Genomic DNA, 14106 nt, shown 5'->3' with positions numbered 1-14106 from the left:
TAACACCAGTCCTAGATTCTCCTAGATTCGACCAGAGAGACACACAGACACATGACTGAGAGCACCGGCAACCTCCTCGGCGGCGGGGACGGCATCGACCACGGCCCCGGTGGCCGGATCGAGCCCATCGACCTGCAGGTCTCGATGCAGCGCAGCTACATCGACTACGCCATGGCGGTCATCGTCGGGCGCGCACTCCCCGACGTGCGCGACGGGCTCAAGCCCGTGCACCGCCGGATCCTCTACGCCATGTACGACGGCGGCTACCGCCCCGACCGCGGCTTCTCCAAGTGCTCTCGCGTCGTCGGTGACGTCATGGGTCAGTACCACCCCCACGGCGACACCGCGATCTACGACACCATGGTCCGCCTCGCGCAGCCGTGGGTGATGCGCGCTCCGCTGATCAACGGCCAGGGCAACTTCGGCTCGCCGGGCAACGACTCCGCTGCCGCCATGCGTTACACCGAGTGCCGCATGGCGCCGCTGGCGATGGACATGGTCCGCGAGATCGACGAAGACACCGTCAACTTCCAGCCCAATTACGACGGTCGCTCGCAGGAGCCGACCATCCTGCCCGCCCGGTTCCCCAACCTGCTGGTCAACGGCTCCGCCGGCATCGCGGTCGGTATGGCGACGAACATCCCGCCGCACAACCTGCGCGAGGTCTCCGAGGGCGCGATCTGGGCGCTCGAGCACCCCGACGCCAGCCGTGAGGAGCTCCAGGACGCCCTGATCGAGCGGATCAAGGGCCCCGATTTCCCGATGGGCTCGCTCATCGTCGGACGCCAGGGCATCGAGCAGGCCTACCGCACCGGACGCGGTTCGATCACGCAGCGCGCCGTCGTCGAGATCGACGAGGACTCCAAGGGCCGCACCTGCCTGGTCATCTCCGAGCTGCCCTACATGGTCAACCCGGACAACCTCGCGCTGAAGATCGCCGAGCTCGCCGACTCCGGCCGGATCCAGGGCATCGCCGACGTCCGCGACGACACCAGCTCGCGCACCGGCCAGCGCCTCGTGGTCGTGCTCAAGCGTGACGCGGTCGCCCGCGTCGTACTCAACAACCTCTTCAAGCACACCGAGCTGCAGACCAACTTCTCGGCCAACATGCTCGCGCTGGTCGACTACGTCCCGCGCACGCTGACGATCGACCAGTTCATCAGCAACTGGGTCGCCCACCAGATCGAGGTCATCCAGCGCCGGACGCGCTACCGCCTCGCCGAGGCCGAGAAGCGCGCCCACATCTACCGCGGTCTCGCCAAGGCGCTCGACGCGCTCGACGAGGTCATTGCCCTGATCCGCCGCTCCCCCGACGTCGACGAGGCCCGCACCGGGCTGATCGGCCTGCTGGACATCGACGAGATCCAGGCCAACGCCATCCTCGAGATGCAGCTGCGCCGCCTGGCCGCCCTCGAGCGCCAGAAGATCATGGACGAGCTCGCCAAGATCGAGCTCGAGATCGCCGACCTCGAGGACATCCTCGCCAACGAGCCGCGCCAGCGTCAGATCGTGATCGACGAGCTGTCCGAGATCGTCGCGAAGTACGGCAGCGACCGCCGCTCGCAGATCATCGCGGCCGATGGCGACCTGTCGATGGAGGACCTGATCCCCGACGAGGAGCTCGTCGTCTCCATCACGCGCGGTGGCTACGCCAAGCGCACCCTCGCCAGCCAGTACCGCACCCAGAAGCGCGGCGGCAAGGGCGTGCGTGGCGCGACCCTGCGCGGCGACGACGTGGTCGAGCACTTCATCTCCACCACCAACCACCACTGGCTGTTGTTCTTCACCACGGCCGGCCGGGTCTACCGCACCAAGGCCTACAACCTGCCTGAGGCCGCCCGCGACGCCAAGGGTGGTCACGTCGCCGGCCTGCTGTCGTTCCAGCCCGACGAGGACATCGCCCAGGTGCTCGCGATCCGCGACTACGAGCAGGCGCCCTACCTCGTCCTCGCCACCCGCAACGGCCTGGTCAAGAAGACGCGCCTCGGCGACTACAACAGCCCGCGCCAGGCCGGCGTCATCGCGATCAACTTCCGTGAGGACGACGACGCGCTGATCGGCGCCGAGCTGGTCAACAGCGACGACGACATCCTGCTCGTCTCGCGTCGCGGCCAGGCGATCCGCTTCAAGGCCGATGACGGCCAGCTCCGCCCGATGGGTCGCGCGACCTCCGGCGTGACGGGCATGAAGTTCCGTGACGGCGACTCCGTGCTGTCGATGTCGGTCATCCGCGCCGCCCAGGTCGCGGCCGAGGAAGCGGCTGAGGACGCTCCCGACGGCGACGCCGTCTCGAGCGACGAGGTGAAGGAGCAGTACGTCTTCACCATGACCGACGGCGGCTTCGCCAAGCGCTCGCGGATCACCGAATATCGCACCACCGGTCGCGGTGGCCTCGGGATCAAGGCGATGACCCTGACCAACGAGGACCGCGGCGGCCTCGTCGGCGCGTTCATCGTGGAGGAGGGCGACGAGATCCTCTCCATCACCCAGGCCGGCCAGGTCGTGCGCAGCCCGATCAACGAGCACTTCCGCGCGACCGGTCGATCGACCCAGGGCGTGAAGTTCGTCAGCCCCAAGTCCGGCGACGCCGTGGCCGTGGTGGCCCGTTCGGTCGAGGCCCGCGACGAGGAGGAGGCGGAGGAGTCCGCCGCCGAGACTGCGCCCGAAACGGTCGTGGCGACCACCGAGGTCGTCGAGCAGGCCGATACTGTCGAATCGCCGGATGTTGCCGACGGTGCAACAATCGAGAGTCCTGACGAAGACGCTGAGGAGTGATCCATGTCTGAGCGAATTGCCCCCCGCGCTGCCGGGAGCAAGAGTTCGACCGGTGCGAGCACGGCCCCCGCGACTGACGCCGGCGCGCGTGCGCCCCTGAGCGAGCGCATCCTCTCGGCGCTCTCCAGCGCCGCGACGGAGCACCGTGCGAACGCCGTGGCCGGGACGAGCAAGCAGGATCGCCGTACGGCCGGTGCCGCCAACAAGGCACCGCGCCGCGCCCGGCTCCGGCTGACCCGCATCGACCCGTGGAGCGTCATGAAGACGTCGTTCCTGCTCTCGGTCGCCTTCGGTGTCGTCACCTTCGTCGCGGTCTTCATGGTCTGGTCGGTGCTCGGCGCGGCCGGCGTCTGGGAATCGATCAACGCGACGGTGGCCAGCGTGGTCGAGGGCGACTCCAACAGCTCCGACTTCGACGTCACCAACTACCTCGGCATGGGTCGCGTCCTGGGCTTCACGCTGCTGGTGAGCATCATCGACGTGATCCTCCTGACCGCCATCGCCACCCTCACCGCGTTCCTCTACAACATGGCCGCCGCCCTGCTCGGCGGCATCGAGGTCACGTTGGCCGAGGACGAGCGCTGACGTTTTGTTGCCCCGCCTGACGGTGGGGTAATGTTCCCCCTCGGTCGCCCTCGGGCGGCCAACGTCGCGCCAGCGACACCGGGCCTATAGCTCAGACGGTTAGAGCGCTTCCCTGATAAGGAAGAGGTCAGAGGTTCAAGTCCTCTTAGGCCCACCACCACTTCGATCTCCGCCCGTCTTCTAAGGTGCCTGCATGAAGAAGCTCATCGTCGTCCTGCTGGCTGCTGCCGGCGCCGCCTTCGCGAAGAAGAAGATCGACGAGGGCAAGACCGAGCAGGCACTGTGGGCCGAGGCGACGGACACCGTCCACAAGTCCTGATCCACACCACCTCGGTGGTTGAGGAGGTCGCCCAGCGACCGTCTCGAAACCTAGGGGGCCTTGGCGCAATTGGTAGCGCACCTCGTTTGCAACGAGGGGGTTAGGGGTTCGAGTCCCCTAGGCTCCACCAGCTCCTCTCGCCGTACGGCGACAGCGACCGGCTCAGGGTGGCCCGCGCCGGACGGTCCCGACTTCTCGGGGTGTCCGTCAGGTTCTCGAGCGTTGCAACACCCCGGAACGTTGCATTCCCCCGCCGATGCGGGGGAATCGAACCTTCCCGGGGGTTTCAGCGGCGCCCGAACAACGACGCCGGGTTGAGTCGTGAGCCCTTTCCAGCCTGATCGCCTGACACGATCCGGTCGAGTCGAAGGGTACGCGGGGTGACGGGGTGCGTACGGCGAGTGGCAGACTCGCCGCGTGAAATTCCCGTCCTCGTCCCCGGTCGGGCCGCTGGCCTGCCTGGTCGTCGCGGCGACGCTCGCCGGCCTCGTGGGCTGCTCCGAGCCCGAGCTGCGGGCGCAGGAGCTGCCGGTGGAGCCCACGCCCACCATCGCGCCGTACGACACGGCCGGCAGGGCGCCTGCCGGGCAGACCGCGCTGACGCTGGTCCCGGCCGACGCCAGCGTCGTGACCGTCACGGACTTCGACGAGTCGCGGGCGAGCCTGGGCGTGCCCGACCTGACCAGCGACGACCTGATGAGTGATCGCTCGGACTACTGGGAGCGCGCGCGTCGCGAGAGCGTGCTGCTGGCCGAGGGCATGCTGCTCGACGAGACCTCCCGGCTGATGCTCGACTACGGCTTCACCCAGGACGACGTCGACTGGGAGGCCCACTTCACGACGCCGGAGGGTCCGGGCTGGATCCTCGCGTTCCGGCCCGACCTCGACCTCGCGCCCGTGCAGCGTGCGGTGCGCGACGAGGTCGCGGGCCTGGGCGGAGGGGTCGTCGACCCCGAGCGACACCTCGTCTCGGTCGGGATCGCGGAGGACGGTGAGGACACGTGGGGCACCATCGGGGGCATCGCCGACCTGACCAGTGACGCACCGGCCGAGTCGGCGTACTACCGAGCCGGGTGCGTGCCGCTGGGCACCGCGCTCGGCCCGGACGCCGACATCGAGGACCAGGAGGCCGTGGTGGGCCAGCACGACCCGACCCTGCTGGACCCGCTCGCGAGGTTCGCGGTGAGCTTCGCCGACGGGGTGGCCACCGCACGGCTGGGCCTCGACCGCACCGACCTGTTCGCGCGCTCCGACCTCGCGGCCGACTTCCCCACCGTGGGCCCGATCGGCTTCTCGGACGCCTTCACCCTGCCCGTGGTCGACCCCTCGACCGGGCGCATCGGCTACGACGTCGCGGCTCCCGTCGCTGCGGCCACGGCGACGCTGACCGACCTGCTGCCGTTCGCGGTGTGCAACGAGGTCACGCCGATGGACGAGCCGACCGGCCTGTGACGAACCCGTGAGACGCCTGATCGCGCCGACCGCGCTCGCCCTCGTGCTCGTCGCTATCGCCGGCGCGCTGGGGGCCTGGCAGCTGAGGGCCTGGCAGGAGCGACGGGCCGCCGAGGCGCGTGACCTCACGCAGCTCGCGCCGGTCCCGCTGACCGACGTGATGGGGCCCGACGACCCGTTCCCCGGGACCGACCTGGGGCGTCCCGTGAGCATCACGGGCGAATGGCTGCCGCAGGGCGCCTTCTACGTCTCCGGGCGCGAGAGCGAGGGCCGCGACGGGCTGTGGCTCGTCGTCCCGCTCGCCGTGGGCGCGGCCACCGAGCCCGCCGTACCCGTCGTGGTGGGCTGGACGCCGGCCGAGGACGCCGCGCTCGTCCCGACCGGGACCGGGGAGGTGACGGGCTGGCTGCAGCCGCCCGAGGGCAACCTCTCGGTCGACGACGACCCCACCGACGACGTGGTCCCCCAGCTCCGCACCGCCGACGCCATCCAGCGCGTCGACAACGACCTCTACAGCGCCTACGTCGTCGCCACCACACCCGCTGCCGGGCTGGAGGCCGCGACCCTCGACTCGCTGCCCGAGGTCGGCACGTTCACCGCGCTGCGCAACCTGCTCTACGCCCTGGAGTGGTGGGTCTTCGGGGCCTTCGCCGCCTTCGTCTGGTGGCGGTGGGTCCGCGACGAGAAGGCCACCGAGCGCGTGACAGACTCGCCGTCGTGAAGGCTGCCCTGCTCCGCTACCGCGTCATGGCCACCGTCGTCGGTGTGCTGCTCATCGTGCTGTGCCTCATCGGCCTGCCGCTGCACTACGGCTACCTCCTCTTCCCCGACGCGATGCCGCAGGGCGGGAGCGCCTACGAGCTCGGTGCGGCCATCTCGCAGTACCTCGGCGTGGCCCACGGCTGGCTCTACCTCATCTTCTTGATCATGGCCTTCCTGCTGGGCCGCCGGGCCGGGTGGGACATGCCGTTCCTGGTCGTCACCCTGCTGTGCGGCACCGTGCCGATCCTGTCGTTCTGGGCCGAGCACCGCGCCACCCAGCGGGTGCGAGCCGAGCACCCCGAGCTGGCCTGACGCCGGTGACCACGGCGTTCGTGCTCGGCGGTGGCGGCGTGCTCGGCGCCGTCGAGGTGGGTATGCTCCGCGCCCTCTTCGAGCGCGGCATCGTCCCCGACCTCGTGCTCGGCACCAGCGTCGGCGCCCTCAACGGCGCGATGGTCGCCCGCGACCCGTCGATCGGCGTGATCGACCGGCTGACGGACCTGTGGGCCGCGACCGCGCAGTCGCGGACCACCGACGGCAGCGAGCTGTTCCGCGACCGGCCGTTGCGGACCGTCCGCCGCGTGGTGGCCACCGGCGGCACCCACGTCTTCTCCGCCAAGCCGCTGCGCGAACGCCTCGTCGACGAGTTCGGCGACCTCACCTTCGAGGACCTCCCGGTCACCTTCGGCGTCTGCGCCGCCAGCATCGAGCGCGCTGCCGAGCACTGGTTCACCAGCGGTCCGCTCGTGCCCGCCATCGTCGCCAGCGCCGCCGTCCCTGGCCTGCTGCCGCCCGCGAAGGCGACGACGGAGTACGGCGAGGAGCACTTCCTCGACGGTGGCATCGTCAACTCCATCCCGGTGGGGCGGGCGGTGGGGCTGGGCGCGACCCGGATCTTCGTGCTGCAGGTCGGCCGGATGGACCGGCCGCTGGTGGCGCCGAAGCGGCCCTGGGAGGTCGCCCGCGTCAGCTTCGAGGTGGCACGCCGCCACCGCTTCCAGCGCGAGCTGGCCGAGATCCCCGACGGCGTCGAGGCCCACGTGCTGCCGGCCGCCGGCACGTCGCCCAAGGACGACAGCATGCTCGCCTTCCGCGACTTCGACTCCGTGCAACGGCGCATCGACTCGACGTACGACGCCTCGCTGGCCTATCTCGACGAGCACCTGCCGACATGACGGGCCCGCACGTGGACCGGGGGCCGGGGTGATCTGGGCACTGCGGCGCCTCGTGCTCGCGCCCGCCCTCGTGCTGCTGACGGCGCTCCTGTGGGTGAGCCTGCCGCTGTGGCTGATCGTCGCGGCCGCCCTGTCGCCGCTTGTGCCCGGCCGCTGGCGGGCGTTGCGCCTGCTGTGGGTGGTGATCCTCTACCTCACGGCCGAGTCGTTGCTGCTGCTCGTGCTGCTGGGGCTGTGGGTGGCGTCCGGCTTCGGGTGGCGGATCAGGTCGCCGTACTTCGCGGGCATCCACTACGACCTCGTGCAGTTCGTGCTGGTGCTGTTCGTGCGCGAGTCGCGCCGCGTGCTCGCCCTGAAGATCCGCACCGACGGGCCGAGTCCCGCCGTCCACCCGGACCGGCCGATCCTGGTCTGCTGCCGGCACGCGGGGCCGGGCGACTCGTTCCTGCTGATGTATGCCCTGCTGCACTGGTATGCCCGCGAGCCGCGCGTGGTGCTCAAGGACACCTTGGCGTGGGACCCGGCGATCGACGTGCTGCTCAACCGCATCCCGGCGTCCTTCATCTCCCCCGACCCGGGGCCGGGTGAGGAGTTCGAGAGCAAGATCGCGCGCCTGGCCGCCGGGCTCGACTCCAACGACGCGTTCGTGATCTTCCCCGAGGGCGGGAACTTCTCGCCCGGTCGCCGCGACCGCGCCATCGCCCGGCTGCGCAAGCTCGGGCTGGAGAAGATGGCCGAGCGGGCCGAGGAGATGACCCACGTGCTCGCGCCCCGGCCCGGCGGCTTCCTGGCGGCCCTCGACGCGGCTCCCGAGGCCGACGTCGTGCTCGTCGCCCACACCGGGCTCGACCACCTCGTCACCGTCGCCGACCTCTGGCGCGAGCTGCCGATGGACAAGGAGCTCGTCATGCGCTGGTGGGAGGTGCCCCGCTCCGAGATCCCGGCCGGTCGCGAGGAGCGGATCGACTGGCTCTTCGAGCGGTGGGCGCGGATCGACGCCTGGATCGACCACAACAAGCCGAAGGACCTCCCCCGGCACTGACGGTGCGCGGGAGAGGTCCTGGGGATGGTGCTGTCAGTGCCTGTTCTCCGGCACGTCGTCGACGTCGATGATCTCCGCCGGGTGGTCGGGCGTGGTGATGTCGTGCGGCGTCTCGGCCGCGTCGCTGATCGCCTCGCCCGGGGCGCCACCGGCGACGTCGTGGTTGGTCTCGTCACCCACCGGCGAGCCCGTGGACTGCGGGGCGGCCGGGGTCACGGGTGCGGCGGCCGCGGGCGGGGTGGCCGGAGCCGGGGGCGGCGGGGTCGGCACGTAGGACGACTGCCAGTTGTTGGTGCCCGAGGACTGCTGGCGCAGCTTGGAGAACACCACGCCGCCGATGGCCAGCAGGCCACCGAGGAACAGCACCTTCTTGAGCTTCGAGCCCGACGGCTCGGGCTCGTGGCGCAGCTCCGAGAGCTTCGCGGCCGCGACCTCCCGGGAGGCAGCAGCCCGCTCGGCGGCGACGGCCGCGCCCGCGGACGCCTTCTCGGCGGCGATGGCGCGGCCCTCGGCGAGCCGCGGCGCGGTCCGGTCGCGGGCGTCCTGCAGGAGGGGTACGGCGCGGTCGCGGGCGTCGGCCAGGGCGGGCCCTGCCTTGTCGCGTGCGTCGGTGATGGCGGGTCCGGCCTTGTCCCGCGCGGACTCCAGCGCCGCCTCGAGCTGCGGGATGACGTTTTCGGCGACGGACTCGACGTAGTCGGTGGCCCGGTCGATGAGCGACTTCTGCTTGCGGATTCGCATGCGTGTCCTCCTAGAGATTGGTGACTCCATCTCACCATGCACCTCAAGGGGCGACCAGCCCCCGCCGGGGTGAGGGGTGCCATGGCAGGATCGGTGCGTTGACTTCACCCCACGCGAGAGGCATCACCATGGCGGACCCGAAGGCCACCCTGAAGACCAACCAGGGTGACATCGTCATCAACCTGTTCCCCAACCACGCTCCCGAGACGGTCGACAACTTCGTCGGTCTCGCCGAGGGCACCAAGGACTACTCGGCCGGCGACCGTTCCGGCCCGTTCTACGACGGCCTCGGCTTCCACCGGGTCATCGAGGGCTTCATGATCCAGGGCGGCTGCCCCCAGGGCACCGGCACCGGCGGCCCGGGCTACACGTTCAAGGACGAGGTCCACCCCGAGCTCGTCTTCGACAAGCCCTACCTCCTCGCCATGGCCAACGCCGGCCCGGGCACCAACGGCTCGCAGTTCTTCATCACCCTCGGTGCCACCCCGTGGCTGAACCGCAAGCACACGATCTTCGGCGAGGTCGCCGACCAGTCGTCGCGCGACGTCGTGGACAAGATCGGTGCGACGCGCACCGGCGCGGGCGACCGTCCGGTCGACGCGGTCGTCATCGAGTCCGTGACGATCGAGCGCTGAACCACCACCCATGAGTGACACGTCCGCGACCGGTGTGCCGACCTGTTATCGGCACGCCGATCGCGAGACGTGGATCCGTTGCCAGCGCTGTGAGCGCCCGATCTGCCCCGACTGCATGCGCGACGCTGCGGTCGGGTTCCAGTGCCCGTCGTGCGTGAGCGAGGGTGCCAAGCAGACGCGCACCGGCCGCACGGCGTACGGCGGCTCCCGCTCCGGCAACCCGGCCCTGACCTCCATGGTGCTGATCGCGACCAACGTCGCGGTCTGGCTGGCGATCGTGGCGACCGGCTGGCAGCAGAGCGAGCTGATCCGGCGCCTCGCGCTCACCCCGCTCGGCACCTGCGAGTCCGAGCAGGGCGGCTACTACCCCAACATCACCTCGCGGGTGGACTGCCAGTTCTACGCCAACGCCGACGGTGTCTGGGTGCCCGGCGTCGCCGACGGCGCCATCTGGCAGCTGCTGACGAGCGCGTTCACCCACGTCGACATCTGGCACATCGGCTTCAACATGCTGGCCCTGTGGGTGCTCGGTCCCCAGCTCGAGATGGCCATCGGCCGGGCCCGCTTCCTGTCGCTCTACTTCCTGTCCGCGCTCGCCGGCTCGACCACCGTCTACTGGCTGGCCGCCGAGAACGGCGCCACGCTCGGTGCCTCGGGTGCCGTCTTCGGGCTGATGGGAGCGCTGCTCGTCATCGCCTTCAAGGTCGGCGGCGACGTACGCAACATCCTCACCTGGATCGGCATCAACGCCGTGATCACGGTGCTCGGCGCCCAGTTCATCTCCTGGCAGGCCCACCTCGGCGGACTCCTCGGCGGGATGGCGATCGCTGCCGTCCTCGTCTACTCCCCCCGCCCCCGCCGCACCCGGCTCCAGGCCCTCGGCCTGCTCGGGCTGCTCGCGGTCCTCGGCGCACTGATCGTGCTGCGCACCGCCGCCCTCGTCTGAGCCCCGGCCCCTCTTCCTCCCGCCCTGCGCGGCGGTGAGTGAGTCACCTTCCGCACGCCGAAAAGGTGGCTCACGCACCGCTGGACGACGGCGCCGTGGCGGGGGCTGTTCATGCACAGCTGTGGACTCACCTGTGGATAACTACAGACGTGTAATTCATCCACAGCGGCTCTCCACAGTGTTGAAAACTCGGGCCCCGACATGCGTCATACCGACCCCGAGGAATGGGTTGCGGTTCGTATGACGGATGCCCCCGGGCACCGGAAATGCCGACAGCCGCCGCCCCCGAGGGGACAGCGGCTGCCGGACGAGGTCGTGCGGGTGACTCACTCCCAGCGCGTGGCGAACGAGAAGCCGACCGCCATGAAGGCGATGCCGACCATCAGGTTCCACTGGCCGAGGTCGTTGAAGACCGGCAGGGCCGAGAGGTCGTCGGAGAAGACGTAGAACGTGCAGATCCACAGCAGGCCGATCAGGAAGCAGCCGAGCATGCCGACCACGACGCCGCGGCCGCGGCCGAGCGGGGTGACGGGGTGGGCGGCGATCGCCAGGCCGACGAGCAGGGCGCCGAAGCCGATCGCGTAGTTCCACAGCTCGAGGTCGGCGATCGCCTTGGGGCTGCCCGTGGGGGCCGGGAACACCGTCGGGTCGGGGCGGACGCTGAGGTAGTAGAACAGGATCCACGCGATGCCGGCCACGATCAGCAGCAGCGACAGGATGAACCTCACCGACACGATCTTCGCCTCGGTCTCGACGTACGTCGCGTTGGACTTGGCCACAACACACTCCTGCTCGATTTTCACACCGTGGTCATACGGACGGCGGGGGCACCCACCGGGGAGCTAGCGTAGTCGCCATGGCCCCGGACTCCGATTCTCACCCCACCCACGGGAGCGGCGGCACACACCAGCGCTCCCGCTCGGCGTGGGCGTGGCGGATCGGCACGCCGGTGATGGTGCTGCTGTCGGGGGTGCTGTTCGCCATCAGCGCCGAGCACAGCGGCGGCACCGACCTGCGCGGCGGGCGCTACACCGACTTCGCGTCGGTGGTGAAGGTGCAGCGCGAGGACACCAACGAGCTCACCGCCGAGGTCTCCCGCCTCGGCTCCGAGATCGAGCGGCTCAGTGCGGGCCTGGGCGATCGCAGCGTCAACCGTGCGCAGCGCGAGGTCGAGACGCTCTCCGACCCGGCGGGCCTCACGCCCCGGACCGGGCCGGCCGTCAAGGTGACGCTGGACGACGCCCCCGAGGAGATCCTCGCCGACGAGAGCCGCGACCCCCTCGACGTGATCGTGCACCAGCAGGACATCCAGGCCGTCGTCAACGCCATGTGGCGAGCCGGCGCGGAGGCCGTCACGATCCAGGGCCAGCGCCTGATCACCACCACCGGCATCAAGTGCGACGGCAACCTCGTCAGCCTGCAGGGCGTGCCCTACTACCCGCCCTACGAGATCGTCGGCATCGGCCTGCCCGCGCTGATGCTCGACTCCCTCGACGGTGACAACTACCTCGACATCTACCGCGAGGCCGCCGCCGATCCACGCGGTGGTGTGTCGTACGCCGCCGAGGTGGTCCCGCACGCGATCGCGCCGGGCTACCAGGGGCTGCTCGACCTCACCTACGCGACGCCGCTGCCCACGACCAGCTGACCGGCGCGGGTCCGTGCCGTGGGGCCGCGACCCGGCAGCTCGGGTGCCCATCGGGGCCGTCAAGGCCGCCCCTCGCGATAGTTCAGTGAGACTTTGTCGTGCTCACCGCCTGTGAGTACAAACTCCCACTCAACTACCCCGATCCCGATGGTCCCGGCCGATCCCGATGGTCGCGCGGGTCAGCTCCGGCGGAGCAAGGGGGTCGTCGGTGCGGCCGCCGGCGTGGTGGGTGTCTCCGTCGGCACGGGCAGGGGCGTCTCGGTCGGGGTCGGCGTCTCGGTGGGCGCCGGCGTCTCGACCGGGGGCTCGTAGATCGACACGAAGATGGTGATGGTGTCGCCCTGGTCGGCCGTGCCGTCGGCCGGGATCTGGCGGATCACGGTCTTCTTCGGCTCGGTCGTCTCGGCCGTCTCCACGACCTCCGGCTCGAAGCCTGCCTGCCGGATCGCACGCTCGGCCTCGCCCTGGCGCATCCCGACGACGTTGGGCACGCCCTCGGGTCCCTCGGAGATGAACAAGGTGACGACGGTGCCCTCGGCGACCCGCTGGCCGCTGGCGGGCTCGGTCCGGACGACGTTGTCCTTCGGTTCGTCGGACTCCTCGGTCTCGAACTTCACCTTGAGGTCGTTGCTCTCGATCACGGTCCGCGCGCTGTCCTTGGGCTGGCCAAGGACATAGGGCACGTCCGTCTCCGGCACGCCGAGCGACAAGGTGAAGTCGACGGCGGTGCCCGGCGGGACGTAGAGGTCGCGGTTGGGGCTCTGCTCGATGACCTGGTCGGCCGGCACCGTCTCCGAGGACTCCCGGTCGATGGTCCCGACCGCCAGCCCGGCCTCGCGGATCGCCGCGCGGGCCTCGTTCTGGGTCAGCCCCACCAGGGCCGGCACCTGCTCGTCGTTGACCGGCTCCTCGAAGAGCCCGGGCAGGATGTAGGCCGCACCCGCGATCACCAGGATGGCCAGGAAGCCGATGAGCACCATCAGCCCGCTCCGGCCACCACGACCGCCCCGGCCGGGAGGCGCGCCGGCCGGCACCGCGGTCATGCCGGTCGCGGTGGTGGAGATGACCTGGGTCGGGTGCGCGGCCGGCGGCACGTCGTCGACCGGTGCCAGTGGCGGCGGCGCGGCCTGGATCGGGTGGCCGGCGAGGTAGCGCTCGATGTCGGCGCGCATCGCGGCCGCGCTCTGGTAGCGGTCCTCGACGCGCTTGGCCAGCGACTTGAGCACGATCGCGTCGATCTCGGGGTCGAGCTGGTCGTCGTGGTCCGACGGGGGAGCGGGGTTCTCGCGCACGTGCTGGTAGGCGACCGCGACCGGGCTGTCGCCGACGAAGGGCGGCCTGCCGGTGAGCAGCTCGTAGAGCAGGCAACCGGTGGAGTAGACGTCCGAGCGCGAGTCGACGGTCTCGCCGCGCGCCTGCTCGGGGGAGAGGTACTGCGCCGTACCGACCACCGCGGCGGTCTGGGTCATGGTCGAGCTGGCGTCGGAGACGGCCCGGGCGATGCCGAAGTCCATCACCTTGACGTCGCCGGCCGGCGTGAGCATGACGTTGGCGGGCTTGATGTCGCGGTGGATGATCCCGGTGCGGTGGCTGTAGTCGAGGGCGGCCAGCACGTCGCTGGTGATCTCGAGGGCGCGCTCGGGCAGGATCTTGCGCCCTTCGCGGATGATGTCGCGCAGGGTCCGGCCCTGCACGCACTCCATCACGATGTAGGGCTGGGCGACGTCGGAGCCGTCGGTCGACATCTCCTCGCCGGTGTCGTAGACCGACACGATCGAGGGGTGGTTGAGCGAGGCCGACGACTGCGCCTCACGGCGGAACCGGGCCTGGAAGGTCGCGTCGCTGGCGAGGTCGGTGCGCAGCCGCTTGACCGCGACGGTCCGGCCCAGCCGGGTGTCGCGGGCCTTGCGGACCTCGGCCATGCCGCCGCGTCCCAGCAGGTCGCCGAGCTCGTAGCGGCCACCGATCAAGGTGGGCTCAGTGCTCATCGGTCGCCTCCGGCTCCATGCTCATTGCTCGCGCCGCC

General features: G+C 70.4%; 14 protein-coding genes and 2 tRNA genes. 13 read left to right on the top strand and 3 right to left on the bottom strand.

The window, feature by feature from the left end:
* The first annotated feature begins 51 nt into the window (after positions 1-51).
* The 10 genes from gyrA (at position 52) to C9J87_RS07015 (ending at position 8110) form a co-directional block, all read left to right on the top strand.
* Positions 52-2775, top strand: a complete 2724-nt coding sequence (gene gyrA / locus C9J87_RS07055) for a DNA gyrase subunit A (protein ID WP_107705093.1) — start codon at positions 52-54, stop codon at positions 2773-2775.
* A gap of 3 nt (positions 2776-2778) precedes the next feature.
* Positions 2779-3360 (top strand): DUF3566 domain-containing protein, encoded by a 582-nt coding sequence (locus C9J87_RS07050; protein ID WP_036491425.1) that lies wholly within the window; start codon positions 2779-2781, stop codon positions 3358-3360.
* An 80-nt stretch (positions 3361-3440) separates the two neighbouring features.
* Positions 3441-3517: transfer RNA gene (locus tag C9J87_RS07045), tRNA-Ile, on the top strand.
* Between the two features lie 36 nt (positions 3518-3553).
* A complete protein-coding gene (locus C9J87_RS20190) occupies positions 3554-3679 on the top strand; it encodes a DLW-39 family protein (RefSeq protein ID WP_232211530.1) in 126 nt (41 codons plus the stop codon).
* A 54-nt stretch (positions 3680-3733) separates the two neighbouring features.
* Positions 3734-3809: transfer RNA gene (locus tag C9J87_RS07040), tRNA-Ala, on the top strand.
* Positions 3810-4096: 287 nt separating this feature from the next.
* Positions 4097-5131: a hypothetical protein gene (locus C9J87_RS07035; RefSeq protein WP_107705092.1), complete on the top strand. Its 1035-nt coding sequence runs from the start codon at positions 4097-4099 to the stop codon at positions 5129-5131.
* A 7-nt stretch (positions 5132-5138) separates the two neighbouring features.
* Positions 5139-5852 (top strand): SURF1 family protein, encoded by a 714-nt coding sequence (locus tag C9J87_RS07030; RefSeq protein ID WP_010831100.1) that lies wholly within the window; start codon positions 5139-5141, stop codon positions 5850-5852.
* The gene (locus C9J87_RS07025; protein WP_010831101.1) at positions 5849-6205 is read left to right on the top strand and encodes a DUF3817 domain-containing protein; all 357 of its coding nucleotides are present in this window, start codon (positions 5849-5851) and stop codon (positions 6203-6205) included. Before C9J87_RS07030 ends, C9J87_RS07025 begins: the two co-directional genes overlap by 4 nt.
* A 5-nt stretch (positions 6206-6210) precedes the next feature.
* Positions 6211-7068: a patatin-like phospholipase family protein gene (locus C9J87_RS07020; RefSeq protein WP_010831102.1), complete on the top strand. Its 858-nt coding sequence runs from the start codon at positions 6211-6213 to the stop codon at positions 7066-7068.
* Between the two features lie 28 nt (positions 7069-7096).
* Complete coding sequence (locus C9J87_RS07015) at positions 7097-8110, top strand: 1-acyl-sn-glycerol-3-phosphate acyltransferase (RefSeq protein ID WP_010831103.1); 1014 nt, start codon at positions 7097-7099, stop codon at positions 8108-8110.
* Between the two features lie 33 nt (positions 8111-8143).
* Here C9J87_RS07015 and C9J87_RS07010 read toward each other — a convergent pair whose 3' ends face one another.
* Complete coding sequence (locus C9J87_RS07010; RefSeq protein ID WP_107705091.1) at positions 8144-8851, bottom strand: hypothetical protein; 708 nt, start codon at positions 8849-8851, stop codon at positions 8144-8146.
* A 128-nt stretch (positions 8852-8979) separates the two neighbouring features.
* Between C9J87_RS07010 and C9J87_RS07005 the strand changes: the two genes are divergently transcribed.
* Positions 8980-9486: a peptidylprolyl isomerase gene (locus C9J87_RS07005; RefSeq protein ID WP_010831105.1), complete on the top strand. Its 507-nt coding sequence runs from the start codon at positions 8980-8982 to the stop codon at positions 9484-9486.
* A 10-nt stretch (positions 9487-9496) separates the two neighbouring features.
* The gene (locus C9J87_RS07000) at positions 9497-10432 is read left to right on the top strand and encodes a rhomboid family intramembrane serine protease (RefSeq protein WP_036489885.1); all 936 of its coding nucleotides are present in this window, start codon (positions 9497-9499) and stop codon (positions 10430-10432) included.
* 326 nt (positions 10433-10758) lie between these two features.
* On the opposite strand, the gene C9J87_RS06995 is transcribed toward C9J87_RS07000, so the two are convergent.
* Entirely contained in the window at positions 10759-11211 is a 453-nt protein-coding gene (locus tag C9J87_RS06995) for a cell division protein CrgA (protein ID WP_010831107.1), read from the bottom strand.
* A 77-nt stretch (positions 11212-11288) separates the two neighbouring features.
* Here C9J87_RS06995 and C9J87_RS06990 point away from each other — a divergent pair, with 77 nt between their 5' ends.
* Positions 11289-12080 (top strand): DUF881 domain-containing protein, encoded by a 792-nt coding sequence (locus tag C9J87_RS06990; protein WP_084622727.1) that lies wholly within the window; start codon positions 11289-11291, stop codon positions 12078-12080.
* Positions 12081-12259: 179 nt separating this feature from the next.
* Here the strand turns inward: C9J87_RS06990 and pknB are convergent, their stop codons facing one another.
* Positions 12260-14068: a Stk1 family PASTA domain-containing Ser/Thr kinase gene (pknB, locus tag C9J87_RS06985; RefSeq protein WP_107705090.1), complete on the bottom strand. Its 1809-nt coding sequence runs from the start codon at positions 14066-14068 to the stop codon at positions 12260-12262.
* Positions 14069-14106: the final 38 nt, after the last annotated feature.

Origin of the sequence: Nocardioides allogilvus (genome assembly GCF_003047285.1) — a bacterium.
Lineage (GTDB): Bacteria > Actinomycetota > Actinomycetes > Propionibacteriales > Nocardioidaceae > Nocardioides > Nocardioides allogilvus.
This window is presented reverse-complemented; position numbering and strand designations above follow the sequence as displayed.